The following is a 25,861-nucleotide window of genomic DNA, read 5'->3' as shown; positions in this document are numbered from 1 at the left end:
CTCCGTTCGCCCTCCCTCTTCTCAATGCCCGATTTTTTCGTCAGGATGATAGATAGTTGTTACTACATCACAATTATTTATCGGAGCGCACGTGACCAAAACCAACCTGATCACCGGTTTTCTCGGCAGCGGTAAAACTACGTCCATTCTGCATTTGCTGGCCAATAAAGATCCGGCGGAAAAGTGGGCCGTGCTGGTCAACGAATTTGGCGAAGTGGGGATCGACGGCGCGTTGCTCGCCGACAGCGGCGCGATGGTGAAAGAGATCCCGGGCGGGTGTATGTGCTGTGTGAATGGTCTGCCGATGCAGGTCGGGCTGAATACGCTGCTGCGTCAGGGCAAGCCTGACCGTCTGCTGATTGAACCCACTGGGCTGGGTCATCCGAAGCAAATTCTTGATTTACTGACCGCCCCGGTCTACGAGCCGTGGCTTGAGCTGCGTGCGACGCTTTGCCTGCTCGACCCCCGCCAGCTGCTGGATGAAAAAGCGATCAATAACGACAATTTCCGCGACCAGCTCGCCTCGGCAGATATTATCGTGGCGAATAAATCCGATCGCGCGACGGCTGAGAGTCAGGCCGCGTTCGAGTCCTGGTGGCAGCAGGCTGGCGGTGGACGTCAGTATGTGCAGACCACCCAGGGCAACATTGATGGCGCCCTGCTCGATCTTCCCCGCCTCAACCAGACGCAACTGCCTGCCAGCGCAGAGCATTCACATAGCCACGGCGCGAAGCAAGGTCTGGCAGCGCTGAGCCTGCCGGAACATCAGCGCTGGCGTCGAAATCTGAACAGCGGCCAGGGACACCAGGCCTGCGGCTGGATCTTCGATGCCGATACGGTTTTCGACACCATTGGTATACTGGAATGGGCGAGACTGGCGCCGGTTGAGCGGGTAAAAGGGATCATGCGCACCCCGGATGGTCTGGTGCGCATTAATCGTCAGGGCGAGGATTTCTTTATAGAAACCCAGAACGTCGCGCCACCCGACAGCCGGATAGAGTTAATTAGTGCGGTTAATACCGACTGGAATGCCCTCCAGTCAAGCCTGTTGAAGCTTCGTTTAAGTTTGGGCGGCTAACGTTGCCCCTGATTTCACACATTGCTGAAGACTATGACGACTCGACTTCCTGCTATTTTATTGCTCAACGCTGCCGGTCTGGCGATCTTTTTCTCCTGGTATATCCCGGCGGATCACGGATTCTGGTTCCCGCTGGATTCCGGGCTGTTCCACTTCTTTAACCAGGCGCTGGCGAAGAGTGAAGCCTTCCTGTGGCTGGTGGCGATCACCAACAACCGCGCGTTTGACGGCTGTTCGCTGCTGGCAATGGGCTGTCTGATGCTCTCCTTCTGGCTGAAGGAAGACAAAACGGGTCGTCGCCGTATTCTGATTATCGGCCTGGTCATGCTGCTGGCAGCCGTGATTATCAACCAGCTGGCGCAGCATCTGATGCCGGTTAAACGCGCCAGTCCGTCGCTCTCTTTCCCGAATATTAACCGCGTCAGCGAGCTGCTTCATATTCCAACCAAAGACGCCTCGAAGGACAGCTTCCCGGGCGACCACGGTATGATGCTGCTGATTTTTGCTGGCTTCATGCTGCGCTATTTCGGTAAAAAAGCCTTCGCCATCGCCCTGGTTATTGTGGTGGTATTTGCATTCCCGCGGGTGATGATTGGCGCTCACTGGCTGACAGATATCGCCGTAGGCTCCCTCACGGCGGTGTTAATTGGTTTACCCTGGGTGCTGATGACTCCCCTGAGCGATCGCGTAATAGGTATTTTTGATCGCTATCTTCCCGGCAAATTTAAACAAGTCTGAAACAAATAAATAACGCTAATTAACACCATTCATCAGGGATCGTTTTCGATCCCTGAGTCACTTCTTTCCGGCATCATTCAGCGCTGTCATCATTCCGTCATACAATTCGTGATAAAAATGAAGCAATTGCAGGGATTACCGGTATGAATGGCGGCATTTTGAGCAATTCCGCGCTGTAACGTTGTGTATCACATTTTCTTATAAAAAAACGGTCTTTTTTGCTCGCAATGCCCTTTGCAATCGGTTAACCTCGAACTCGTTTTGCCCCATTGAGATAATTATTATCGTGGTGAATAATTTTGTGCGTTGTGCCACAGATTTCACCATAAAGAATTGTCTCATTGTGAACAGATAATTAGTCTCGTCACGGTTGGCATTTTTATAACGATATTTTCGTTAAGGACTTCAAGGGAAAACAAACAAAATGGTCAAATCTCAACCAATTTTGAGATATATCTTGCGGGGGATCCCGGCGATTGCAGTGGCGGTTCTGCTTTCGGCATGTAGTACGACGAACACCGCGAAGAATATGCATCCTGAGACGCGTGTTGTGGGAATGGAAGATTCCTCTTCACTGCAAGCCTCTCAGGATGAATTTGAAAATATGGTACGTAATCTCGACGTTAAGTCGCGTATTATGGATCAGTATGCTGACTGGAAAGGCGTGCGTTACCGCCTGGGCGGCAGCACCAAGAAAGGCATCGATTGCTCCGCATTCGTACAGCGTACTTTCCGTGAGCAGTTTGGGTTAGACCTTCCGCGTTCTACTTATGAACAGCAGGAAATGGGCAAGTCCATTTCGCGCACTAAACTGCGTACGGGCGATTTAGTCCTGTTCAGAGCAGGTTCAACCGGTCGACACGTTGGCATCTATATCGGTAACGATCAGTTTGTCCATGCTTCCACCAGCAGTGGTGTGACGATTTCCAGCATGAACGAACCTTACTGGAAGAAGCGCTACAACGAAGCTCGCCGCGTTCTGAGCCGTAGTTAATATTGCTGTCGTATCGTTGGTTATCCCTTGGCTGGCGATACGATTAAAAAAGCACTGCTCCGGCAGTGTTTTTTTTTGCCCGTTACACTGATAGACATCCAGCGTCATTTCAGGAATCACGACATCTATGTTTACCCGCTACTTCTCCAGCAACCGCAAGATACTGTTTCTCAGTATTCTGACGGGGTTGTTTACCGCCCTGCTTCTGAGTGCGTTACAGTTTTACTGGAGTTATCACAAGCGAGAAGTCAGGTACGATACCCTCATTACGGATTTAAGCGTCTACATGGAGAGCTTTTTCGACGAGCTTAAAACCTCTATTGATACGCTCCAGCCGCTCACGCTGAACAGCTGTGAAGAGGTCAGTGCGGCGCTCACCTCACGCGCGGCCTTCAGTATTAACGTGCGCGCCTTTTTGCTGGTCCGGGATAAACAGGCCTTCTGCTCTTCGGCAACAGGTCCGATGAATACCCCAATGGAAACGCTTATCCCTCAGCTACACATCAGCAAACCTGTTGATATCGCGCTCCTGCCGGGCACGCCCATGCTGCCGGATAAACCCGCGATCGCTATCTGGTATCGCAATCCGCTGGTAAAAGACGGCGGCGTATTTACCTCCGTGAACATCAACCTGACGCCTTACCTTCTTTATACGTCACGTCAGGATGAATTTTCCGGAATATCGATCGTCATTGGCGACTCCGCGTTATCCACCCAGTCCGGAATGCTGGTTCAGGCGCGGGATTTGCCTGACGTCCCCGCTCGCACCGCCACGCTGAAAAATATTCCTCTGACCGTTAACGTTTATGCGCAAGCCTGGAAGACCGATGAACTGCTCTACGCCGTGTTCTTCGGCCTGGTCTGCGGCATTGCGGCAGGTCTGCTGAATTTCTATATTCTCACTATCCGTCTGAATCCCGGGAAAGAGATCCTTACGGCCATCAAGCACGACCAGTTCTACGTGGTCTATCAGCCCGTCGTGGATGCGCAGTCGCTCAGAATGACCGGGCTGGAAGTCCTGATGCGCTGGAAGCACCCGGTGATGGGCGAAATTCCACCGGATGCCTTTATTAACTTCGCTGAAGCGCAGAAGCTGATTGTCCCGCTGACGCTGCATCTTTTTGACCTGATTATCCGCGATGCCCCTGTCCTGCAAACGGTGCTCCCGCCTGGTGCCAAGTTTGGGATCAACATCGCGCCCGGTCATCTGCATGCGGAAAGCTTTAAGGAGGATATGCGCGCGTTTGCCGCTGCCCTTCCGCCCGATCACTTCCAGATTGTGCTGGAAATAACCGAGCGCGACATGATCAACCACCGCGAGGCAAATCAGCTGTTTGAATGGCTGCACAATGAAGGTTTTGAAATCGCCATCGATGATTTTGGCACCGGCCACAGCGCGCTGATCTATCTGGAACGCTTCACGATGGATTACCTGAAAATTGACCGTGGCTTCGTGAATGCCATCGGGACTGAAACCGTTACCTCGCCAGTGCTTGACGCGGTGCTGACGCTGGCAGAACGCCTGAATATGTTAACCGTCGCCGAGGGTGTTGAAACGCCCGAGCAGGCGGCGTGGCTGCGCGAGCATGGCGTGAACTATCTTCAGGGCTACTGGATCGGCCGACCAATGCCGCTGGAGCAGTTCAGGACGTGGCAACCCGACATCACGCTCGGGGAATAATTTCACAATCACGGCGCTGTCCCTTATTATTCTCCTCAACCGAGCCTGCCTGTGAACAAAGGGATCCGCCGCACTATGATTATGCGCGTTGTATTGATGCTGTTGGCGCTGGTGAGCCTGTCGAGCCAGGCGCAGACCATCAAAGAGAGCACGGCCTTTGCCGTCATTGGCGAGCCGAAGTATGCGGTCAACTTTACTCACTACGATTATGTGAACCCCGCCGCCCCGAAAGGCGGGAACGTGACGCTTTCCGCGACCGGAACGTTTGACAACTTTAACCGCTTCGCCCTGCGCGGCGTGGCGGCAGCGCGTACCGAATCCCTCTATGACACGCTGTTCGTCACCTCCGACGACGAGCCCGGCAGCTATTATCCCCTGGTCGCTGAGAACGTGCGTTACGCCGATGATTTTAGCTGGGCAGAAATCGCGATTAATCCGCGGGCGCGTTTTCACGACGGTACGCCGGTTAGCGCCCGCGATGTGACGTTCACCTTTCATAAATTTATGACCGAAGGCGTGCCGCAGTTTCGTCTGGTGTACAAGGGCACCACGGTGAAAGCCATCGCCCCGCTGACCGTGCGAATCGAACTCCCTGAGCCAAACAAAGAGAATATGCTGAGCCTGTTCTCCCTGCCCGTCATGCCCGAATCATTCTGGAAAAACCATAAGCTGAGCGATCCCCTCTCTTCCCCGCCGCTGGCCGGAGGACCGTATCGCATTACCGACTGGCGAATGGGCCAGTACGTGATCTATTCCCGCGTGAAAGATTACTGGGCAGCCACGCTGCCGGTAAACCGGGGCCGCTGGAACTTCGATACAATCCGCTACGACTACTACCTGGATGATAACGTGGCCTTCGAGGCGTTTAAGGCAGGCGCATTTGATTTACGTGTCGAGAACAGCGCCAAAAACTGGGCGACCCGGTATATCGGAAAAAATTTCGCGAAAGGCTATATCGTTAAAGACGAACATAAAAACGAATCCGCGCAGGACACGCGCTGGCTGGCGTTTAATATTCAGCGCCCGGTTTTTTCCGATCGTCGGGTGCGTGAAGCTATTACCCTGGCGTTTGATTTCGAATGGATGAACAAAGCGCTGTTTTACGGAGCCTACAGCCGGGCGAACAGCTATTTCCAGAATACTGAATATGCCGCCCGTGATTATCCCCACGCGGACGAGCTGGTTTTGCTGGCGCCATTGAAAGCGGAGCTCCCGCCGGAAGTGTTCACCCGCCTATTTGAACCGCCAAAATCCGACGGAAACGGGTTCGACCGGGACAACCTGCTGAAAGCCAGCAAACTGCTGGATGACGCTGGCTGGGTGTTGAAAAATCGGCTACGAGTAAATGTTAAATCTGGTAAGCCGCTCAGCTTCGAACTGCTGATTGCCTCCGGCGCAAACGATCAGTGGGTGCTGCCGTTTAAGAAGAACCTTGCCCGTCTTGGGGTGACCATGAATATCCGCCAGGTCGATATTGCCCAGCTGACCAACCGCAAGCGCAGTCGCGATTACGACATGATGCAAACCCTGTGGGCTGCCCAGCCGTGGCCGAGTTCAGACCTGCAAATCTCCTGGGCATCGGGGTATATCGACTCCTCCTACAACGCTCCGGGGGTAAAGAGTCCGGTGATTGATGCGCTGATCGCGAAAATCGTTGCCGCTCAGGGCGATAAAGAGAAACTTCTGCCGCTCGGGCGCGCGCTTGACCGGGTGTTAACCTGGAACTATTACATGCTGCCGATGTGGTACATGGGTGAAGATCGCGTGGCCCGCTGGGACAAATTCTCCCTGCCCGCCGTTCGCCCGGTTTATACGCTTGGTTTTGATACGTGGTGGTATGACGTGAATAAAGCCGCAAAACTGCCCGCAGCGCGGCGTTGAGGAGTGACGATGGGCGCTTATCTTATCCGCAGGCTGCTGCTGGTTATCCCGACGCTATGGGCCATCATTACCATTAACTTTTTTATCGTGCAGATTGCCCCCGGCGGCCCGGTGGACCAGGCGATTGCGGCCATAGAATTTGGTCACGCTGGCGGCATGCCGGGCGGCGGCGGTGAAGGAATGGGGGCCAGCCATGCCCGGACGGGCGTGGGCAATATCAGCGAAAGCCACTACCGGGGCGGTCGGGGACTGGATCCGGAGGTGATCGCCGAGATCACCCATCGCTATGGTTTTGACAAGCCGCTGCACGAGCGTTATTTCAGGATGCTCTGGGATTATGTCCGTTTCGATTTTGGCGACAGCCTGTTTCGCAGCGCCTCGGTGCTAACCCTGATCAAGCAAAGCCTGCCGGTTTCCATCACGCTCGGACTGTGGGGGACGCTGATTATTTATCTGGTCTCCATTCCGCTGGGGATCCGCAAAGCGGTCTACAACGGTAGCCGTTTTGATATCTGGAGCAGCACGTTCATTATCATCGGCTACGCTATCCCGGCGTTTCTGTTTGCCGTGCTGCTGATTGTCTTTTTCGCTGGCGGCAGTTATTTCGACCTCTTCCCGCTGCGCGGGCTGGTCTCTGCGGATTTCAGCACGTTGCCGTGGTATCAGAAAATCACCGATTACTTCTGGCACATCACGCTTCCGGTGCTGGCGACGGTTATCGGCGGTTTTGCGGCGCTTACTATGCTGACCAAAAACGCCTTTCTTGATGAGATCCGCAAACAGTACGTCGTCACCGCGCGCGCCAAAGGCGTCGGTGAAAAGCAGATTATGTGGAAGCACGTTTTTCGTAACGCCATGCTGCTGGTGATTGCCGGTTTTCCCGCCACGTTCATCAGTATGTTTTTTACCGGCTCTCTGCTGATAGAAGTGATGTTCTCTCTCAACGGTTTAGGGCTGCTCGGCTATGAGGCCACCGTCTCCCGTGATTACCCGGTGATGTTTGGCACACTGTACATTTTCACCCTGATCGGCCTGCTGCTGAATATCATCAGCGATATCAGCTATACGCTGGTCGATCCCCGTATCGATTTTGAGGGCCGCTAATGTCGCGTTTAAGCCCCGTCAATCAGGCCCGCTGGGCGCGCTTTCGCCACAACCGTCGCGGCTACTGGTCGCTGTGGATCTTCGCCGTCCTGTTTGCCTTAAGTCTGTGTTCCGAACTGATTGCCAACGATAAACCCCTGCTGGTGCATTTCAAAGATCGCTGGTACGTGCCGGTGCTTACTACCTATAGCGAAAGCGATTTTGGCGGTCCGTTTGCGACGCCAGCCGAGTATCAGGATCCCTGGTTACGTGAACAGATCGCGCAGCACGGCTGGGCGCTTTGGGCACCGATTCGCTTTGGCGCGAACAGTATTAACTACGCCACGTCCACCCCCTTCCCTTCCCCGCCTTCCTCGCAGAACTGGCTGGGAACGGACGCCAACGGCGGCGATGTGCTGGCGCGCATCCTCTATGGCACCCGCATCTCGCTCCTGTTTGGGCTGCTTCTGACGCTCTTTAGCAGCGTGATGGGCGTCGTGGCGGGCGCCGTGCAGGGCTATTACGGTGGAAAAATCGATTTGTGGGGGCAGCGCGTAATTGAAGTCTGGTCCGGTATGCCGACGCTGTTTCTGATTATCCTGCTGTCCAGCGTAGTACAGCCTGGCTTCTGGTGGCTGTTAGGCATCACCGTCCTGTTCGGCTGGATGGCACTGGTCGGCGTGGTGCGCGCGGAGTTTCTGCGCACGCGAAATTACGATTATATTCGCGCCGCGCAGGCATTAGGCGTGAGCGATCGCGCAATTATCTTCCGTCACATGCTTCCCAATGCGGTGGTGGCGACCCTCACCTTCCTGCCGTTTATTTTGTGTAGCTCCATTACCACCCTGACGTCGCTTGATTTTCTTGGTTTCGGTTTGCCGCTGGGCTCACCGTCTCTTGGCGAACTGCTGTTGCAGGGCAAAAACAACCTCCAGGCCCCCTGGCTGGGCATCGCCGCATTCCTCTCCGTGGCTGTGCTGCTTTCCCTGCTGATTTTTATTGGCGAAGCCGTGCGCGATGCCTTCGATCCCAACAAGGCGGTATGACATGACCCGGCCTCTTCTGAGCATAGAAAATCTGTCGATTGCGTTTTCAAAGCAGGGCGAATCTCGCCCGGTGGTGACGGATTTATCGTTGCAGATCCAGCGCGGAGAGACGCTGGCGCTGGTCGGGGAATCCGGCTCCGGTAAGAGCGTTTCGGCGCTGTCGGTGCTGCGCCTGCTCCCTTCCCCGCCGGTCAGCTATCCGCACGGGGATATTCTGTTCCATGGACAATCCCTGCTGAACGCTGATGAGCAAACCCTGCGCGGCATTCGTGGCAATAAGATTGCCATGATTTTTCAGGAGCCGATGGTGTCGCTCAATCCATTGCATACGCTGGAAAAACAGCTCTATGAAGTGCTGTCACTTCATCGGGGAATGCGTAAAGAGGCAGCGCGGGGGGAAATTCTGGACTGCCTTGAACGCACCGGCATTCGTAATGCGGCAAAACGGCTGAACGATTTCCCGCATCAGCTTTCCGGCGGCGAGCGCCAGCGCGTGATGATCGCGATGGCGCTGCTGACGCGCCCCGAACTGTTGATTGCGGATGAACCCACCACCGCGCTGGACGTCACGGTGCAGGCGCAAATTCTGCAACTGCTGCGCGAACTGCGCGACGAGCTGAACATGAGCCTGCTGTTTATTACGCATAACCTGGGCATCGTGAAAAAGCTCGCTGACGCGGTGGCCGTGATGCAAAATGGCCGCTGCGTCGAACAGAACAGGGCAACTGCCCTGCTGAGCGCGCCTCAGCACCCGTATACACAGCGCCTGCTCGATAGCGAACCCTCTGGCGACCCGGTTCCGCTTAACGCTGACAGCGCACCGTTGCTGAAGGTTGAGGACCTGTCGGTGTCATTCCCGATCCGCAAAGGCATTTTGCGTCGCGTGGTCGATCACAATCATGTTCTGAAAAACATGAGCTTCTCTCTGCGTCCGGGCGAGTCGCTCGGGCTTGTGGGCGAATCCGGTTCGGGCAAAAGCACCACCGGCCTGGCGCTGCTGCGCCTGATCGCCTCGCAGGGAAGCATTCTCTTTGACGGCATGCCGCTGCAAAACCTGAGCCGCCGCCAAATGCTGCCCGTCCGCCCGCGGATGCAGGTGGTCTTTCAGGATCCGAACTCTTCGCTGAACCCGCGGCTGAGCGTATTGCAGATTATTGAAGAGGGCCTGCGCGTTCATCAGCCCGCGCTGACGGCACAACAGCGTGAAATCGACGTGAAGCGGGTGATGGCGGAAGTGGGTTTAGATCCCGAGACCCGGCACCGGTATCCGGCTGAGTTTTCCGGCGGACAGCGCCAGCGTATAGCGATTGCCCGCGCGTTGATCCTGAAACCGGAGCTGATCGTGCTGGACGAGCCTACCTCTTCACTGGACCGCACGGTGCAGGCGCAAATTCTGGCGCTGCTGAAGGGGCTACAGGAAAAGCATCGGCTGGCCTATATCTTTATCAGCCACGATTTACAGGTGGTGCGTGCACTTTGCCATCAGGTGGTGGTATTGCGGCAGGGAGAAGTCGTTGAGCAGGGAGAGTGCCAGCGCGTATTCACTGCGCCTGCGCAGGATTACACGCGCCAGCTATTGTCCGCTGACTAGCACTCAGAAAGGATATTGACCGGAGAACGGTTCGGCAATCGCCACGCCGAAGTTTTTCAGACGGCAGGTCGCAGCAAATTCATCCTGGCTGTTAACAAACAGGCACGGCTCACCTTCGCATTCCAGCACGGAGCTGTCTACTTCGATGTCCGTCAGCGCCTGGCTGAGACGTTCCATAACCGGCCACGCATTTTCATCGCTCGGGCTAAGCAGCTTGAGCGCCACCAGACAATTATCCTCCCCGGCAACGCTTTGCGGAATCGGTTCAACTTTCGAACCTGCAAAACCCGTCGACCAGCGATAGCTCTGGGGCAAGCGATGGACAATGGAGAGTTGTAATGTATTCACGTTCAGATCCCCGGAAGCAAATTTACTTCACAATTTATTTACATTTATAGTAACACATCATCACCAACCTGCACTGTTTAGCGGATTTTATAGGCGTTGCAGGCTCGCGTCGGCGCTATATGTACCCGTTTCTGCGATCTAACTCAACCTTTTTAAATACAATGATGTGACTTTTTACATAAATAGATTTTACATAAAAGAAACAAACACCGGGTAAACGAACCGAGGGTTGGTTGATATGGGTCAACAAAAAGGCCCGTTTCGGGCCTTAAGTGCTCATTTATGCGCCGTCTTACGGGGCCGGCTGGCGTAAAGATAGAAGAGGATGGAGCAAGTCGCGCAGAGGGCAATCGCCCACAGCATCGGCCAGGCAGTATTAAACGTCGCCATTGAGAGCAGCGCCCCGACAATCGCGCCAATCCCGAAACGGAACGTCCCTGCCAGCGACGAGGCGGTGCCCGCCATATGCGGGAATTCGTCGAGGATCACCGCCATCGCGTTGGATGAGACCATCGAGACGCAGCCAACAAACGCCGCTACGCCCACCACCAGCGCCCAAAAACCGACGCCCAGCAACGCGCTCAATACCAGCCAGATAGCCATCACGAACTGGATCCACAGCCCGGCGCGGAACATATTCAGCGCCCCGACCCGCCGGACAAAGCGGCTGTTGATAATGGTCATCACAAACAGGAACACGATATTCAGCGCGAAGTAGTAACCAAAGTGCTGGGGTGACACATGGTTCAGTTCGATGTACACAAACGGCCCCGCGCTCAGGAACGAAAACATCCCGGCAAAGCTAAAGCCGCTGGCCAGCATATAGCTCAGCACGCGCTTATGGCGAAACAGCGAGGCAAAGTTGCCAAGCGTGGTGCGGACGTGAAACTTCTGACGGCGCTCGACCGGCAGCGTTTCATCGATAAAGACGAAGATCATCACCGAGGCCAGCAGCGCGGCAATCGCCAGGATCCAGAAAATCGCATGCCAGCTGAACCACACCAGCACCGCCCCGCCCACCATGGGGGCGACCAGCGGCGCAATGGTTGTGACCAGCATGACGAACGACATCATGCGTGAGAACTCTTCCTTCGGGTAGATGTCGCGCATCAGCGCGTTAATCACCACGCTTGCCGCAGCCGCAGCCAGGCCATGGAAGAAACGCATCACGATCAGCTGATCGATACTCTGCGCCAGCGCGCAGGCCACCGCCGCCGCGGCAAATATCAACGTCCCGCCCAGAATAACGGGTTTGCGCCCCAGGCTGTCTGCCATTGGGCCATAAAAGAGCTGGCCGAGCGCAAAACCAAGAATGTAGGTGCTGAGCGTCATCTGTGCGCTGCCTGCCGGTACGCCAAACTGCGCGGAAATCACCGGCAGCGCGGGCAGATACATATCGATAGACAGCGGCATCAGCATGGCCAACAGGCCAAGGATAAATACGATTTTAAACGACGAGTGTGGCCTGGTGGTCACAGGGTTCTCCTGAATTTAGCGTGAAAGCAGCCCGACGCTGGCAATCTCTTCTTCCGTCAGCGGGCGATATTCCCCTGGCGCCAGGTCTGGATCGAGTTCAATCGCGCCGATACGTTCACGATGCAGCCCCACAACGTGGTTGCCCACGGCGGCAAACATCCGTTTCACCTGGTGGTAGCGGCCTTCACTGATGGTCAGACGGACGTCCGTTGGGGTAATGACTTCCAGCACCGCCGGTTTGGTCAGATCTTTTTCATTATGTAGCTGAACGCCTTTCGCGAATTGCTCTGCCGTGTCATCCGAGACCGGCGACTCAAGTGTCACCCGATAGGTTTTCTCACAGTGATGGCGCGGGGAGGTGATGCGGTGCGACCACTGACCGTCATCGGTCATCAGCACCAGGCCGGTGGTATCGATATCCAGACGCCCTGCTGCATGCAGCTTGTGCGCCACAGGTTCGTCGAGGAAGTAGAGCACCGTCGGGTGATCCGGATCGTCCGTTGAACAGACGTAACCTTCCGGTTTGTTGAGCATGAAGTAGCGCGGGCCATTCTGCTGGGTCAGCGGGTTGCCGTCATACTCCACCTGGTGGTCAGGCTGGAGTTTAAAAGCGCTGTCTTTCACAATGTCGCCGTCCACGGTTACGCGGCTGGCGCGAATTTCACGCCCGGCAATAGCGCGGCTTACGCCGAGTTGCTGAGCGATAAACTTATCAAGTCGCATGAAATCTTTTTAGCCTTAATGGTGCTGGAAGTCGGACTACGCGTCCGAAAAAGAAGCAGTCAGAAACAGTTCAGTATAATGGTCTGGTTGCGCCACTCAAGGGAAAAAGTTTCGTGGCATACTATATGCGAGTTAACTGAATAGAGAAGCCATGACGTTCACACTACGCCCCTATCAGCAAGAAGCCGTTGATGCCACCCTCGCCTGGTTTCGCAAGCACCGGGAACCCGCCGCCATCGTGCTCCCGACCGGAGCCGGTAAAAGCCTGGTGATTGCCGAACTGGCGCGCCTGGCTCGCGGGCGCGTGCTGGTGCTGGCGCACGTAAAAGAGCTGGTGGCGCAAAACCACGCCAAATATTGCGCGCTCGGCCTGGAGGCCGATATTTTTGCCGCCGGGCTGAAGCGCAAAGAGAGCCACGGGAAAGTGGTGTTTGGCAGCGTACAGTCCGTTGCGCGCAACCTGGACCTGTTTCGCAGCGAGTTTTCCCTGCTGATTGTCGATGAGTGTCACCGCATCAGCGATGACGACGACAGCCAGTATCAGCAAATCCTCACTCATCTGAGAGAGGTGAACCCTCACTTACGCCTGCTTGGCCTGACCGCCACGCCATTTCGTCTGGGCAAGGGCTGGATTTATCAGTTTCATTATCACGGCATGGTGCGTGGCGATGAAAAGGCCCTGTTCCGCGACTGTATCTATGAGCTTCCGCTGCGCTACATGATCAAGCATGGCTATCTGACGCCACCGGAGCGGCTGGATATGCCGGTCGTGCAGTACGATTTCAGCCGCTTACAGGCGCAGAGCAACGGGCTGTTCAGCGAGGCGGATCTTAACCATGAGCTGAAAAAACAGAAGCGGATCACGCCGCATATCATCAGCCAGATTGAAGAATTTGCGCAAACGCGCAAAGGGGTGATGATTTTTGCTGCTACCGTCGAACACGCGCGTGAAATCACGGGGCTTCTGCCCACCAACGACGCGGCGTTAATTACCGGTGAAACCCCCGGGCCGGAGCGCGACAGCCTGATTGAGGCTTTCAAAGCCCAGCAGTTCCGCTACCTGGTGAATGTCTCCGTATTAACCACCGGGTTTGACGCACCGCACGTTGACCTGATTGCAATTCTTCGCCCGACCGAATCCGTCAGCCTGTACCAGCAGATTGTCGGCCGTGGCCTGCGCCTGGCACCGGGCAAAACCGACTGTCTGATCCTCGATTATGCCGGTAATCCGCACGATCTCTACTCCCCGGAAGTGGGCACGCCAAAAGGCAAGAGCGACAACGTGCCGGTACAGGTGTTTTGTCCGGCCTGCGGGTTTGCCAACACTTTCTGGGGCAAAACTACCGCCGACGGCACGCTGATCGAACATTTTGGCCGCCGCTGTCAGGGCTGGTTTGAAGACGATGAAGGCCATCGCGAACAGTGTGATTTCCGCTTCCGCTTCAAAAACTGCCCGCAGTGCAACGCCGAGAACGATATCGCTGCCCGCCGCTGTCGGGAGTGTGACACGGTGTTGGTCGACCCGGATGACATGCTGAAAGCGGCGCTGAAGCTGAAAGATGCGCTGGTGCTGCGCTGTTCCGGCATGGTCTTACAGCCCGGTGCGGATGAAAAAGGCGAGTGGCTAAAGATTACCTATTACGACGAGGACGGCGCAGACGTCAGCGAGCGGTTCAGGGTCCAGACGCCCGCCCAGCGCACCGCGTTCGAACAGCTCTTTATCCGCCCGCATACCCGCACGCCCGGCGTGCCGCTGCGCTGGATAACCGTTGCCGATATCGTGCGCCAGCAGGCGCTGCTGCGCCATCCTGATTTTGTTGTCGCCCGTAAAAAAGGGCAGTTCTGGCAGGTGCGTGAGAAGGTCTTTGACTATGAAGGACGCTTTCGCCGGGCAAACGAATTGCGCGGTTAACGGGACTTTTCGTTGATGCGCGAGCCATTTGAGTATAAAATGCCGCCCGCTTCACATCCGTGAGGCAGAACACTCACCTGCTGCTGGGTCGCCTGTAGCAGGGTTTTAAATACAGAGAGAAATCAATGTTCACTATCGAAGCAGAAGTACGTAACGTGCAGGGTAAGGGTGCGAGCCGCCGCCTGCGTAACGCTAACAAGTTCCCGGCTATCGTTTACGGTGGCGAAGCTGCTCCAGTTGCAATCGAACTGGATCACGACAAAGTGTGGAACATGCAGAACAAAGCTGAATTCTACAGCGAAGTTCTGACCATCGTTGTTGGCGGTAAAGAAGAAAAAGTGAAAGTTCAGGCTGTTCAGCGTCACCCGTTCAAGCCAAAACTGTCTCACATCGACTTCGTTCGCGCGTAATCGCAAACCTGTCGAGAAAAACCCCGCTTCTGCGGGGTTTTTTTATGGCCGCTACTTACCGCCTGAGGTGCGACGCTGGAGCTGATCGCGCAGATTCGGCGGCGTGCCTTTAATGGTCAGCGTGTCGGTCGCCGGATCCCAGAAGATACGTTCCCCGAGCAGCATGGCATCAAAGTTAATGGTTAACCCACCGCCGCTACCGGCAAATTTCGTCAGCTGACGCAGCGTACTGCGATCCGCCGGGAAGCTCTCTTCCAGCTCATAGCCTTTTTCTGCGGTAAATTCCTGGAAGCTGACTTCGCTGACGCCCGCCAGCTCTTTGGACAGCGACTCCAGCTCAATCTCTTCCCCGGCCTGTAACTGCTCGTTACAGTAGCTGTAAACCTGCTGACGCACGGTCTGACGCTCAGATTTATCCAGCTGCGCCTCAGCGGTAAAGTCATCCACCGCCTGGAGCAGACCTTTGTTCTGCGCTTTGGCGTTCAGCCCTTCACTGGCACCGAGGAAGTCCATAAAGAAATCGGCCACTTTGCGGCCCACGCGGCCTTTAAGGAAGGTCAGGTAGCGCGTCGATTCCGGATTGGTTTCCCATTCGGTTAAATCAATACGCGCCACAATATCCGCATGGTTGATATCCAGATAGTGCGTTGAGCTGATATCCAACTGCTCGTTCACACGCATGCTGCTTAAATTATTCAGCACGGTGACCAGCAGATACTCTACCGCCAGATAGCGGTAGTGGCAGAACAGGACGATACCGCCATCGGCGAAGGGATATTTCGCCAGTTCGTCACGAAGACGGCCGGTTGCAGCGCGGCTGAATGCCAGGAAATCCTCTTCGCCCTGACGTTGCAGGCGCAGGCTATCCGCCAGCTCGCTCTCTTCGCTGAACAAGCCATAGGCTTTATTTTTCGCGCTGTAGACGCGATGCAACTCCGCCATCATCTCGACAACGGTAGGCGTTGGTTCCAGTAACGAATCGCGTAGCACCACTTCAAGGGTTTGCTCATCACGCTTGATAAGCTGGTGCAAGGCAATCTGGTTGATTTCCAGACTCATGATAAACTCTCCTTTTAGACCGGGCGGTATTCAACCACCACCAACGCATGTGTGCAACAGAAGATAAAAAAGGGGAAAAAAAGCTGTTGCTACGGTAATATGTCGCCCTTCTCTCAACAAACTGATTTTGATTTATGCCACAACATTCCCGCTACAGTGACGAACACGTTGAACAACTGCTCAGTGAGCTGGTCAACGTACTGGAAAAACATAAAACGCCAACCGATCTCTCCCTGATGGTTTTGGGAAATATGGTTACCAACCTGATCAATACCAGCGTTGCTCCGGCTCAGCGTCAGGCGATCGCCAAATCTTTCGCCCAGGCTTTGCAGTCATCCGTTAGCGACGACCAGGCACACTAAGGGAAACGAACAACAGTTTATGGTGACGAATCGTCAGCGCTACCGTGAAAAAGTCTCCCAGATGGTCAGCTGGGGGCACTGGTTTGCCCTGTTCAACATTCTGTTGGCGATGGTGCTCGGCTGCCGTTATCTGTTTGTGGCAGACTGGCCAACCACGTTAACCGGGCGTATCTACTCGTGGATGAGCCTTGTTGGTCACTTTAGCTTTCTGGTCTTCGCCACCTATCTGCTGATCCTGTTCCCACTGACGTTTATCGTCATGTCGCAGCGGCTGATGCGCTTCCTGTCCGCCATTCTTGCGACGGCGGGCATGACGCTGTTGCTTATCGACAGCGAAGTCTTTACCCGGTTCCACCTGCACCTGAATCCTGTCGTCTGGGAGCTGGTGATTAACCCGGATCAGAACGAGACCGCCCGCGACTGGCAGCTGATGTTTATCAGCGTGCCGATTATCCTGCTGATCGAAATGTTGTTTGCGACGTGGAGCTGGCAAAAGCTCCGCAGCCTGACCCGACGCCGACATTATGCGAAGCCCGTCGCGGCGCTCTTTTTCGCCTCATTTATCGGTTCGCACCTGATGTATATCTGGGCAGATGCGAACTTCTACCGCCCTATTACCATGCAGCGTGCGAATCTGCCGCTCTCCTATCCGATGACGGCACGTCGTTTCCTTGAAAAACACGGTCTGCTGGACGCGCAGGAGTATCAGCATCGTCTGGTCGAACAGGGTAATCCGGAAGCGGTCAGCGTGCAGTATCCCCTGAGCGATCTGAAATATCGCGACATGGGGCGCGGTCAGAACGTGCTGCTGATTACCGTCGATGGCCTGAACTATTCTCGCTATGAGAAGCAGATGCCTGCCCTGGCTGAATTCGCTGAGAACAACATCGTATTCACTCAGCATATGAGTTCCGGTAATTCGACCGACGCGGGTATTTTCGGTCTGTTCTACGGTATTTCACCGAGCTATATGGACGGCGTGCTGTCGGCCCGTATTCCGGCTGCATTGATTACCGGGCTTAATCAGCAGGGCTACCAGCTGGGGCTGTTCGCCTCTGATGGTTTCAACAGCTCGCTGTACCGCCAGGCGCTGCTGTCTGATTTCTCACTGCCAGCCGCGCAGAGCCAGTCTGACGATCGGACTGCTGACCAGTGGATAGACTGGCTGAAGCGCTATGCACAGGAAGATAACCGCTGGTTCTCCTGGGTTGCGTTTAACGGCACAAATCTTGATGACAGCAATCAGAAAGGCTTCGCGCGCCGCTATAGCCGTGCGGCGGGTGATGTTGACGCGCAGATCGCTCGCGTGCTGACCGCCCTGCGCGACGCGGGCAAGCTGGATAATACGGTCGTCATTATCACGGCGGGGCATGGCGTGCCGCTCGGCGACGAAGCGAAGGGCATGGACTGGTCGCGCCCGAACCTGCATGTCCCGCTGGTGATCCACTGGCCGGGCACTCCCGCGCAACGCATCAATATGCTGACCGACCATAAAGACGTCATGACCACGTTAATGCAGCGGCTGCTGCACGTTAGCACGCCGGCAATTGAATACTCGCAGGGACAAGACCTCTTTAGCGCCACGCGGCGTCATAACTGGGTCACGGCTGCTGGCGAAAACACGCTGGTGGTGACCACGCCGACGCTGTCCCTTGTGCTGAACAGCAACGGCAATTACCAGACGTACAGCCTCGAAGGTGAGAAGCTGAAAGACCAGAAACCGCAGCTCAGCTTGCTGTTGCAGGTGCTGACAGACGAGAAGCGCTTTATCGCTAACTGATTATTTATGAATCAGTTAGCGTTGCTTCCCCCTTGCAATCAAAAAGGAATCGAGTAGTATTCCTTTTATGCGTCGGCACGTAGCGCAGCCTGGTAGCGCACCGTCATGGGGTGTCGGGGGTCGGAGGTTCAAATCCTCTCGTGCCGACCAAAACTACACAAAAAAACCAGCCGCTTATGGCTGGTTTTTTATTGCCTGTCTTCGCATGCACAATGCTTAGTGCTTCTCACGCCCACCGAGAAAGAAAATCCCCAGCGGAATCGCCAGCAGGACGGTGAACACCAGACTGTAAACAAAGATCATCGCTGATTGCAGGACAAACATGCTGGTTGTCCACGCAGAGAGCGGGATGTTGTACTGCTCGATCACGCCGACAATGGTTGCTCGCCCCACGCATGCAGCAGCAATCATAAACACAACCAGTAACGCCAGCAGGAACTTGCGGCCTTCAGGTGTCTTCAGTTTTTCCCGTACCATCTCTTCTCCCTTTACAGATGAATAACAATAATTAACGCGTAAAATAACACGATCTCTGCACCGACTCCACCACAGCATTAAACACCAATAAAAGAGCATAAAAGCAGTGCTTTACTCCGTTTAAAATGAAAATGTGAGTAAATTACGCCAACCATTCACATACATTATGTTAGTCTTTTCGGGATCGTTTTAACAAAAAGGAATGACAGTGAAAAACGCACCTAAATTTGCCATCGCCCTTATCGCCGCTGCGTGCGCGAGCACCAGCGCTTTCGCCAGCGAAACCCCAAAAGAGCAGCCGCTGGAAAAAGTTGCCCCGTATCCGCAAGCGGACAAAGGGATGAAGCGCCAGGTTATTCAGCTCCCGGCTCAGCAGAATGAAGGGAATTTCAAAGTCGAGCTGTTAATCGGCCAGACGCTGGAAGTGGACTGCAACCAGCATCGTCTGGGCGGCCAACTGGAAAGCAAAACACTGGAAGGCTGGGGTTATGACTACTATGTCTTCGACAAAGTAACCTCGCCAGTCTCCACCATGATGGCGTGCCCGGACGGCAAGAAAGAGAAGAAATTTATCACCGCCTATCTGGGTGATAACAGTCTGCTGCGCTATAACAGCAAGCTGCCGATTGTCGTTTATACGCCGGAAAACGTGGATGTGAAATATCGCGTATGGAAGGCGGATGAGACGGTAGGACAAGCAGTAGTTCGTTAAAAATAAGTCGGGTGGCGCTCACGCTTACCCGACCTGGAAAGGGTGCGTTCTGGTGCCCTCACCCCAACCCTCTCCCGGTGGGAGAGGGAGAAAACACGAAAAACGGTAACGGATGTTACCGTTTTGCGTTTACCTTACAGCGCGATATCCGCAACCGGCTTGTTTTCCGCCTGAGGCTTCAGCTCTGCCTGTGGCGCAGCATCCGCAGCCTGCGGTTTGACGTATTGCAGTTGCAGAACGCGACTGGTGTATTCCAGCTCTTGTTCCGTGGCGTCAACGTTACCGTTCAGCTTCGTACCGTAGGATGGAATAATGGTTTTCAGCTTCGCCTGCCATTCCGGGCTGGATACTTTGTCCTTAAACACTTTTTCCATCAGGTGTAGCATGATTGGCGCAGCGGTAGACGCCCCCGGGGATGCTCCCAGCAGCGCGGCAATAGTGCCATCCTTATCGCTTACTACTTCGGTACCCAGACGCAGCACGCCGCCCTCTTTCGGATCGCGTTTGATGATCTGCACGCGCTGACCCGCCTGCCACAGACGCCAGTCTTCTTTCTTCGCCTGCGGATAGTACTCTTTCAGCGCCTCGAAGCGTTCTTCATCAGAGAGCATCACCTGGCTAATCAGGTATTTCACCAGATCGAAGTTATCCAGCCCCACGTCCATCATTGGCTTGACGTTTGACGTCGTGGTCGCGCTCAGCAGATCCCAAAGGGAACCGTTTTTCAGGAACTTGGTAGAGAATGTAGCGAACGGCCCGAACAGCACTACGCGCTTACCGTCCAGCATACGGGTGTCGATATGGGGAACGGACATCGGTGGTGCACCAACAGAAGCCTGACCGTACACTTTAGCCAGATGACGGTTAACCACTTCAGGGTTTTCCGACACCAGGAACTGGCCGCCAACCGGGAAGCCGGCGTAGTCGTCCGCTTCCGGAATACCGGACTCCTGCAACAGTTTCAGCGCCGCGCCGCCAGCACCGATAAACACGAACTTCGCCTTAATCACATGCTCGGCTTCGTTGTTTTTCAGATCGGCAACGGTCACGCTCCAGCTGTTATCCGCGTTGCGCTTGAAACCACGCACTTCGGAGCTGAGTTGCAGGTTAAAGTTCTCTTTTTTCTTCAGAGAGGCCACCAGCTGACGGGTGATTTCACCGTAGTTAACGTCAGTACCAATTTCAGTGCGGGTCGCCGCCACTTTCTGGTTCGGATCGCGGCCTTCCATAACCAGCGGCGCCCACTCTTTGATTTGAGCGTGATCTTCAGAGTATTTCATCCCGCGGAACAGCGTGCTCTGTTGCAGGGCTGCGTAGCGCGCGCGCAGGAAGTTGACGTTTTGATCGCCCCACACAAAGCTCATGTGCGGAACGGTGTTGATGAAGGAGTGCGGATTGTGCAACACACCGCTGTTCACCTGGTGAGACCAGAACTGACGTGAGATCTGGAACGCTTCGTTGATCTCTACCGCCTTCTCGATACTAATGGAACCGTCCTTTTTCTGCGGCGTATAGTTCAGTTCCATAAGTGCCGAGTGCCCCGTCCCGGCGTTATTCCAGCCGTTAGAGCTTTCCTGCGCCACGCCATCAAGGCGCTCGACCATGGTCATGGACCAGTTCGGCTCTAATTCCTGAAGATATGTGCCCAGCGTGGCGCTCATGATGCCGCCACCAATTAAAAGGACATCCGTTTCCTGCTCTTTTGGTGCGTCAGCCTTCGCCGCCAGCGAGACGGCGTTCAGCCCCACGGCCAGAGAAAAGAGCACGGCAGTCATTTTTTTCATCATTTATGCCTTAGTTGAATAGTGCTTGATGCGTAGAAATTACAGGTGAAACACGCTGCGGTGGCACGGTAGCAACTTTTAAATATTGTTTAAAGGTTACGAAATTATTGTAATTGTGAAATTTAATGATGGATTGTTTGTAGGGTTTTGGCATACAGGCTGGCACCCGACGATTTTCCTGGCTATGATGCTGCACTTTGTGATCGCGCGCACGGAAGCCTGCCCCTACCAGCGAATTGTTATGTCATTACCTCACTCGTCTGTACCCCAAGAAGGCCATGTCGCCACCGTTTTACGTTCGCCTCAACGTCTGATGCGCGAAACCCTGGCCGGCGTGATTACCGCGCTGGCGCTGATCCCGGAAGTGATTTCGTTTTCCGTGGTCGCGGGCGTGGATCCGAAAGTGAGCCTTATCGCCTCCGTGGTGCTCTGTTTCGCCCTTTCCCTGCTCGGCGGGCGTCCGGCCATGGTGACGGCGGCGGCCGGTTCCGTCGCGCTGGTGATTGGCCCGATGGTCCATCAACACGGCGTACAGTACATTCTGCCCGCGGTGGTGATGGCTGGCGTGATTCAGATCCTGTTCGGCGCGCTGGGAATGGCGCGGCTGATGCGCTTTATTCCCCAGTCGGTGATGACCGGGTTTGTTAACGCCCTTGGCATTTTGATTTTCTTTGCCCAGGTGCCCCATTTCTGGAGCCGAAGCCCGCTGATAGTGGGCCTGTTCGTGCTGACGCTGCTGATTGTGCTGTGGGTGCCACGCTATATCAAAAGCGTGCCCTCCCCGCTGATTGCCATTGTGCTGTTGACTTTGTTCACCGTCACCAGCGGGCAAATCCTGCCAACGGTAGGGGATGAAGGCTCCATGAGCGGCGGTTTGCCGGGCTTTACGCAACTGCTGGTGCCGCTCAATCTGGAAACCCTGAGCATTATCTGGCCGTGCGCGCTAAGTATCGCTTTTGTTGGCCTGCTGGAATCCTTGCTGACGGCAAAACTGGTGGATGAACTGACCGTTACCCCTTCAAGCAAGCGCCGCGAGAGCATCGGTCTGGGCGTGGGGAATATTATGGCCGGGTTCTACGGCGGCATTGCGGGCTGCGCGATGATTGGGCAGACCATCGTTAACGTGGAGATGGGGAAAGGCAGAAGCCGTATCTCCACCCTTGCGGCGGGTATCGTACTGCTTGTGCTGGTTACGGCGCTCAGCGAGGTGATGGCCAAAATCCCGATGGCGGTACTGGCGGGTATTATGGCCATTGTGGCCGTCAAGACCTTTAGCTGGCATAGCGTTCAGCCCGGAACGCTGAAAAACGCGCCGGTGGCTGAAACCGTCGTGATGCTGGTGACGGTTGTGGCAACGGTTTCCACCGGCAACCTGGCGATTGGCGTGCTGGGCGGGATTGTGATGATGTTCATCCTCCCTGCCCGGCTGAAGCAAAAAGCGCTGGCTACAGAAGAAAAATCGTCGCCAGTCCAAGAAAAATAAAGAAACCGCCGGTATCGGTAATGGCGGTGATCATCACGCTCGACCCCACCGCGGGGTCGCGCCCCAGCCGGGTCATCGTTAATGGGATAATCACGCCCATCATCGCCGCCACCAGCAGGTTCAGCACCATCGCCAGCATCATGACCCCGCCCAGCGCCATATCATCGTACAGCCACCAGGTAATGCCGCCCATGATGCCGCCCCAGACAAGGCCGTTAATCAGCGCGACGCCCATCTCCCTGAAAATCAGCCACGAAAAATTACCCGGCTGAATGTTTTCCAGCGCCAGGGCGCGAACGATCATGGTGATAGTCTGGTTGCCGGTGTTCCCGCCGATCCCCGCCACAATCGGCATCAACGACGCCAGGGCCACCAGTTGGGAAATAGTATGTTCGAAGCCGTCAATAACGCGGGACGCCACGAACGCGGTGCATAAATTGATGGCGAGCCACGCCCAGCGGGTTTTGACGGCCTTGCCGACGGAGGCATGAACATCGTCTTCGGCACTGATACCGCCAAGGGCACGCAGGTCGTTATCGGTCTCTTCATAGACCACGTCAACGATCTCATCAATGGTCAGACGCCCCATCAGCTTGCCCACCGAATCCACCACCGCCGCGCTCACCAGGTCATCACGTTCGAAGGTACGCGCGGCTTTTTCGGCATCGTCTTCCGGCGAGAAGACCATCGGCTCGGTTTCCATGACCTCACTTACCCGCTGCTGGGTGCTGTTCAGCAGGATCGTTTTAAGCTCCAGCTCCCCGAGCAGGGTCTTATCCCGCGAGGTGACGAACAGTTTATCGGTGTTGTCCGGCATACTGCCCAAGCGACGAAGATAGCGCTGCACCGTACCCAGGGTGACGTCCGGACGCACGGTGATGACGCCAAACTCCATGATCGCGCCGACGCTATTTTTCTCGTAGTGCATCACCTGACGCACGCGCGCCCGCTCCTCGGCAGGCAGGGAAGCCAGCAGGCGTCCGGTCAGGTTGCGCGGAAGATGCTGAACGAGGTAAATCTGCTCATCGATATCCAGCGTTTGCAGGGCGTCAAGAATGTCCCGATCGCTCATCTCATCGATAAGGTCATCCCAGACGTTTTCCGAGGCTTCAAGCAGCACCTGACCGCGCTCATGATCCTGCACCAGCCGCCACAGGGCGTGGCGCTCCTCGGAAGGCAATGCCTCCAGGGTGTCCGCCAGATCCGGAGGCGGTAAATGTGCAACCAGCGCACCTACCTCAGCAATATCGTCGGCCAGCGTGCCGACATCATATTGCTCAGCCAGGGTTAGCTTACCCAATAACGTTGACGTGACCGCTTTATCGGTCGTCAGGAGCCAGATGAGCCGCGCACGCTCCTGGTCACGCTGCCTGGCGCTGTTTTTCTTTAATACCGACATCAATCATAAATCCATTAAATGAGTTGGCGTTAAGCATAGCGCGGGGATATGTAAATAAGAATAAACGGCGGGTCGGGATGGAGAAAAAAACGGCATATATGAAAAATGAGTGTGCCGGGGGCCACCCGGCACAATTGCAATCAGGCCGTGCGCGCCACCGCGTCCCGTGACGCCGCATCGCGCTCATCGCCGGTCAGCTCGCTCAGTTTGCCGTCGCGCATCTCCAGCAGACGGTCGGCGTGAATGAAGTAGTGATCGTCATGGCTGATGGCAAAAATGGTTTTCCCCATCGCCTGCATCAGCGGCAGCAGGACCTGATAAAACTCGCGACGGAAGTGCGGGTCCTGATCGGCGGCCCATTCATCCAGCAGGATGATGTCGCGCTCTTCGGCCAGCGCCAGCAGCAGCGCCACGCGCTTCTTCTGCCCTTTCGACAGCTTGAGATTCAGGATTTTGCCATCCTGAAGCTCCAGCTTGTGCGACATTTGCAGGTGCGCAAGCCACTTCTCCACCAGCGCCGGATCCGCCTGCTGCCCTTCCGGGCCCAGCAGCCGGTCGAACAGCCAGACGTCGGTAAATACCGCCGAAAAGAGCTTGCGGTAGTCCTCCGGTTTCTCCGCGCTCAGCGCTTTGCCATCAAGCAAAATTTCGCCTGACTGCGGCTGGTAGAGGCCCGTCAGCAGCATCGCCAGCGTGGATTTGCCGCTGCCGTTGCCGCCGATCAGGAACAGCAGTTCGCCGCGGTGAATGGTCAGATTTATCGGCCCCACGGAGAAGGCGTTATCCTGATAGCGGAAGGTCACGTTACGCAGCTCAAGCGTTTGCCAGTTCGGGAAGGCCTGCGGGCGCGGGAACTCAGCCTTAAACGGCGCAAGGTCGAACTTCTTCAGCTTGTTGAAGGCCACCTGTGCGCTCAGCAGCGTCGGCAGTGCGCCAACGGCCGACAGCAGCGGCGTGCGTAAAAACAGCAGCGTCAGGGAGTACGTTGCCGCCACGTTGGTATCCGCCCACCCCAGGCTGTTCGCCATCCAGAACACCAGGCCAATGGCACCCAGCATCATGATGTTGGACCAGTTCACGGCGCTCAGGTGGAACGTATCGGCGCGAATAATGTGATGACGATATTCGTGCGCATCCGGGATATAGAGATGGTTGAAGATATGTTCGGCGCGCTCGCGGTTCAGCGTCAGCTCTTTGCGCCCTTCCAGCACTGTCTGATAATCGTTATAGAGCTTGTCTTCCGTTTCGCGCAGCACCGCCATGTGCTTATAGACGCGTGATACCAGCAGGAACCCGCCCCAGATGGTAATAACAATCCACAGCGCCGTTACCGCCAGCATTTTGCTGGAGAGCCAGGCGAGATAGGCTGCCGAGCCAAAGGTCAGGATGATCCCCTGCACCAGCTCCGGCAGGCGTACAAAGGCGATGGTAATGGCGCGCACATCGCTGGTCAGCCCCGCCAGCAGAGAAGCACTTCCCAGCTGTTCGATGCGTTCCACTTGAGTATCAAGGATCCGTTTGATGAACTCGCTGCGCAGACGGAAAACGAAGTGGTGGCCGAGCGCGGTCAGCGCCAGCTGTGACCCGAGCGTGACTGCCATCAGCAACAGCAGTAAACCCAGAAATTCCGGCAGGACGGAGAGTGACGTGTCGACCATTTCGATCAAACGCACGTTAATGAAGGCAATCAGGCCGATCCCCAGCGCCGCGCTGGCAAGGCTTAGCGCCATCACCGCGATAAAAGGCCAGCGATACTGCCGCCAGACAAGAAGAAGTAGTTGCATGCAGAGCAATCCGGACAAGAAAAATCAGCCAGCAGTGTAAACTGCCTTTCACACACATCA

22 protein-coding genes and 1 tRNA gene are annotated in these 25,861 nt (G+C 55.5%); 15 read left to right on the top strand and 8 right to left on the bottom strand.

The features are described from left to right. Positions 1-91: 91 nt before the first annotated feature. From IM282_RS09480 to yejF, 8 genes are all read left to right on the top strand, one after another. The gene (locus IM282_RS09480) at positions 92-1,078 is read left to right on the top strand and encodes a GTP-binding protein (RefSeq protein WP_059295359.1); all 987 of its coding nucleotides are present in this window, start codon (positions 92-94) and stop codon (positions 1,076-1,078) included. A gap of 33 nt (positions 1,079-1,111) precedes the next feature. After that, positions 1,112-1,816: a phosphatase PAP2 family protein gene (locus tag IM282_RS09475; RefSeq protein WP_038416426.1), complete on the top strand. Its 705-nt coding sequence runs from the start codon at positions 1,112-1,114 to the stop codon at positions 1,814-1,816. Between the two features lie 424 nt (positions 1,817-2,240). Further along, complete coding sequence (gene mepS / locus IM282_RS09470) at positions 2,241-2,810, top strand: bifunctional murein DD-endopeptidase/murein LD-carboxypeptidase (RefSeq protein ID WP_003859364.1); 570 nt, start codon at positions 2,241-2,243, stop codon at positions 2,808-2,810. A gap of 127 nt (positions 2,811-2,937) precedes the next feature. Next, positions 2,938-4,491 (top strand): cyclic di-GMP phosphodiesterase, encoded by a 1,554-nt coding sequence (locus IM282_RS09465; RefSeq protein ID WP_038416427.1) that lies wholly within the window; start codon positions 2,938-2,940, stop codon positions 4,489-4,491. A gap of 75 nt (positions 4,492-4,566) precedes the next feature. Beyond that, positions 4,567-6,372 carry an extracellular solute-binding protein gene (locus IM282_RS09460; RefSeq protein WP_192970349.1) on the top strand — a complete coding sequence of 602 codons (1,806 nt, stop codon included), beginning with the start codon at positions 4,567-4,569 and terminating at the stop codon, positions 6,370-6,372. Positions 6,373-6,381: 9 nt separating this feature from the next. Beyond that, the gene (locus IM282_RS09455) at positions 6,382-7,476 is read left to right on the top strand and encodes a microcin C ABC transporter permease YejB (protein ID WP_003859369.1); all 1,095 of its coding nucleotides are present in this window, start codon (positions 6,382-6,384) and stop codon (positions 7,474-7,476) included. Further along, entirely contained in the window at positions 7,476-8,501 is a 1,026-nt protein-coding gene (locus IM282_RS09450) for a microcin C ABC transporter permease (RefSeq protein ID WP_192970348.1), read from the top strand. Before IM282_RS09455 ends, IM282_RS09450 begins: the two co-directional genes overlap by 1 nt. Before the next feature lies 1 nt (position 8,502). Then, complete coding sequence (gene yejF, locus IM282_RS09445; protein WP_063147703.1) at positions 8,503-10,092, top strand: microcin C ABC transporter ATP-binding protein YejF; 1,590 nt, start codon at positions 8,503-8,505, stop codon at positions 10,090-10,092. Between the two features lie 3 nt (positions 10,093-10,095). Here yejF and IM282_RS09440 read toward each other — a convergent pair whose 3' ends face one another. The 3 genes from IM282_RS09440 to rsuA form a co-directional block, all read right to left on the bottom strand. Then, complete coding sequence (locus IM282_RS09440) at positions 10,096-10,440, bottom strand: YejG family protein (protein WP_003859372.1); 345 nt, start codon at positions 10,438-10,440, stop codon at positions 10,096-10,098. 276 nt (positions 10,441-10,716) lie between these two features. Further along, entirely contained in the window at positions 10,717-11,916 is a 1,200-nt protein-coding gene (locus IM282_RS09435) for a Bcr/CflA family multidrug efflux MFS transporter (protein WP_022648730.1), read from the bottom strand. A gap of 15 nt (positions 11,917-11,931) precedes the next feature. Further along, positions 11,932-12,639, bottom strand: coding sequence for a 16S rRNA pseudouridine(516) synthase RsuA (gene rsuA, locus IM282_RS09430; RefSeq protein ID WP_022648731.1), 708 nt, complete (start codon positions 12,637-12,639; stop codon positions 11,932-11,934). 151 nt (positions 12,640-12,790) lie between these two features. Here rsuA and IM282_RS09425 point away from each other — a divergent pair, with 151 nt between their 5' ends. Both IM282_RS09425 and rplY read left to right on the top strand, forming a co-directional pair. Next, positions 12,791-14,551: a DEAD/DEAH box helicase gene (locus tag IM282_RS09425; RefSeq protein ID WP_022648732.1), complete on the top strand. Its 1,761-nt coding sequence runs from the start codon at positions 12,791-12,793 to the stop codon at positions 14,549-14,551. Positions 14,552-14,676: 125 nt separating this feature from the next. After that, positions 14,677-14,961: a 50S ribosomal protein L25 gene (gene rplY, locus IM282_RS09420; protein ID WP_022648733.1), complete on the top strand. Its 285-nt coding sequence runs from the start codon at positions 14,677-14,679 to the stop codon at positions 14,959-14,961. Between the two features lie 51 nt (positions 14,962-15,012). Here rplY and yejK read toward each other — a convergent pair whose 3' ends face one another. Next, positions 15,013-16,020: a nucleoid-associated protein YejK gene (yejK, locus tag IM282_RS09415; RefSeq protein ID WP_017693031.1), complete on the bottom strand. Its 1,008-nt coding sequence runs from the start codon at positions 16,018-16,020 to the stop codon at positions 15,013-15,015. Positions 16,021-16,154: 134 nt separating this feature from the next. Between yejK and IM282_RS09410 the strand changes: the two genes are divergently transcribed. From IM282_RS09410 to IM282_RS09400, 3 genes are all read left to right on the top strand, one after another. Then, positions 16,155-16,382, top strand: coding sequence for a YejL family protein (locus IM282_RS09410; RefSeq protein ID WP_001135586.1), 228 nt, complete (start codon positions 16,155-16,157; stop codon positions 16,380-16,382). A gap of 19 nt (positions 16,383-16,401) precedes the next feature. Then, positions 16,402-18,162, top strand: coding sequence for an LPS biosynthesis-modulating metalloenzyme YejM (gene yejM, locus IM282_RS09405; protein WP_192970347.1), 1,761 nt, complete (start codon positions 16,402-16,404; stop codon positions 18,160-18,162). Positions 18,163-18,235: 73 nt separating this feature from the next. Next, positions 18,236-18,312 (top strand) — tRNA-Pro (locus IM282_RS09400). 66 nt (positions 18,313-18,378) lie between these two features. Here the strand turns inward: IM282_RS09400 and IM282_RS09395 are convergent. Continuing rightward, complete coding sequence (locus IM282_RS09395; protein WP_006811332.1) at positions 18,379-18,639, bottom strand: DUF2534 family protein; 261 nt, start codon at positions 18,637-18,639, stop codon at positions 18,379-18,381. Between the two features lie 202 nt (positions 18,640-18,841). Here IM282_RS09395 and eco point away from each other — a divergent pair, with 202 nt between their 5' ends. After that, entirely contained in the window at positions 18,842-19,351 is a 510-nt protein-coding gene (gene eco, locus IM282_RS09390; RefSeq protein WP_032622478.1) for a serine protease inhibitor ecotin, read from the top strand. A 134-nt stretch (positions 19,352-19,485) separates the two neighbouring features. On the opposite strand, the gene mqo is transcribed toward eco, so the two are convergent. After that, entirely contained in the window at positions 19,486-21,135 is a 1,650-nt protein-coding gene (mqo, locus tag IM282_RS09385; protein WP_032622479.1) for a malate dehydrogenase (quinone), read from the bottom strand. Between the two features lie 187 nt (positions 21,136-21,322). Here mqo and IM282_RS09380 point away from each other — a divergent pair, with 187 nt between their 5' ends. Continuing rightward, entirely contained in the window at positions 21,323-22,618 is a 1,296-nt protein-coding gene (locus tag IM282_RS09380) for a SulP family inorganic anion transporter (RefSeq protein WP_045308675.1), read from the top strand. On the opposite strand, the gene mgtE is transcribed toward IM282_RS09380, so the two are convergent. Together mgtE and IM282_RS09370 are read right to left on the bottom strand one after the other, a co-directional pair. Continuing rightward, on the bottom strand, positions 22,581-24,017 hold the full coding sequence (mgtE, locus tag IM282_RS09375; RefSeq protein ID WP_006811337.1) for a magnesium transporter: 1,437 nt from the start codon (positions 24,015-24,017) through the stop codon (positions 22,581-22,583). The genes IM282_RS09380 and mgtE overlap by 38 nt on opposite strands. Positions 24,018-24,157: 140 nt before the next feature. Then, entirely contained in the window at positions 24,158-25,801 is a 1,644-nt protein-coding gene (locus IM282_RS09370; protein ID WP_003859392.1) for a multidrug ABC transporter permease/ATP-binding protein, read from the bottom strand. Between the last annotated feature and the right edge of the window lie 60 nt (positions 25,802-25,861).

This window comes from Enterobacter cloacae complex sp. P29RS, assembly GCF_014893445.1.
Taxonomy (GTDB): domain Bacteria; phylum Pseudomonadota; class Gammaproteobacteria; order Enterobacterales; family Enterobacteriaceae; genus Enterobacter; species Enterobacter intestinihominis.
The sequence above is the reverse complement of the archived record's forward strand: the minus strand, read 5'-3'. Positions and strand labels throughout refer to the sequence as shown.

Coding starts and splice junctions, on each gene's coding strand:
- mqo (WP_032622479.1), bottom strand. CDS start 21,135: ATGAAAAAAATGACTGCCGTGCTCTTTTCTCTGGCCGTGGGGCTGAAC.
- IM282_RS09380 (WP_045308675.1), top strand. CDS start 21,323: ATGCTGCACTTTGTGATCGCGCGCACGGAAGCCTGCCCCTACCAGCGA.
- rsuA (WP_022648731.1), bottom strand. CDS start 12,639: ATGCGACTTGATAAGTTTATCGCTCAGCAACTCGGCGTAAGCCGCGCT.
- IM282_RS09455 (WP_003859369.1), top strand. CDS start 6,382: ATGGGCGCTTATCTTATCCGCAGGCTGCTGCTGGTTATCCCGACGCTA.
- rplY (WP_022648733.1), top strand. CDS start 14,677: ATGTTCACTATCGAAGCAGAAGTACGTAACGTGCAGGGTAAGGGTGCG.
- IM282_RS09450 (WP_192970348.1), top strand. CDS start 7,476: ATGTCGCGTTTAAGCCCCGTCAATCAGGCCCGCTGGGCGCGCTTTCGC.
- mgtE (WP_006811337.1), bottom strand. CDS start 24,017: ATGTCGGTATTAAAGAAAAACAGCGCCAGGCAGCGTGACCAGGAGCGT.
- IM282_RS09410 (WP_001135586.1), top strand. CDS start 16,155: ATGCCACAACATTCCCGCTACAGTGACGAACACGTTGAACAACTGCTC.
- yejM (WP_192970347.1), top strand. CDS start 16,402: ATGGTGACGAATCGTCAGCGCTACCGTGAAAAAGTCTCCCAGATGGTC.
- IM282_RS09370 (WP_003859392.1), bottom strand. CDS start 25,801: ATGCAACTACTTCTTCTTGTCTGGCGGCAGTATCGCTGGCCTTTTATC.
- yejK (WP_017693031.1), bottom strand. CDS start 16,020: ATGAGTCTGGAAATCAACCAGATTGCCTTGCACCAGCTTATCAAGCGT.
- IM282_RS09460 (WP_192970349.1), top strand. CDS start 4,567: ATGATTATGCGCGTTGTATTGATGCTGTTGGCGCTGGTGAGCCTGTCG.
- yejF (WP_063147703.1), top strand. CDS start 8,503: ATGACCCGGCCTCTTCTGAGCATAGAAAATCTGTCGATTGCGTTTTCA.
- mepS (WP_003859364.1), top strand. CDS start 2,241: ATGGTCAAATCTCAACCAATTTTGAGATATATCTTGCGGGGGATCCCG.
- IM282_RS09425 (WP_022648732.1), top strand. CDS start 12,791: ATGACGTTCACACTACGCCCCTATCAGCAAGAAGCCGTTGATGCCACC.
- IM282_RS09465 (WP_038416427.1), top strand. CDS start 2,938: ATGTTTACCCGCTACTTCTCCAGCAACCGCAAGATACTGTTTCTCAGT.
- IM282_RS09475 (WP_038416426.1), top strand. CDS start 1,112: ATGACGACTCGACTTCCTGCTATTTTATTGCTCAACGCTGCCGGTCTG.
- IM282_RS09395 (WP_006811332.1), bottom strand. CDS start 18,639: ATGGTACGGGAAAAACTGAAGACACCTGAAGGCCGCAAGTTCCTGCTG.
- eco (WP_032622478.1), top strand. CDS start 18,842: ATGACAGTGAAAAACGCACCTAAATTTGCCATCGCCCTTATCGCCGCT.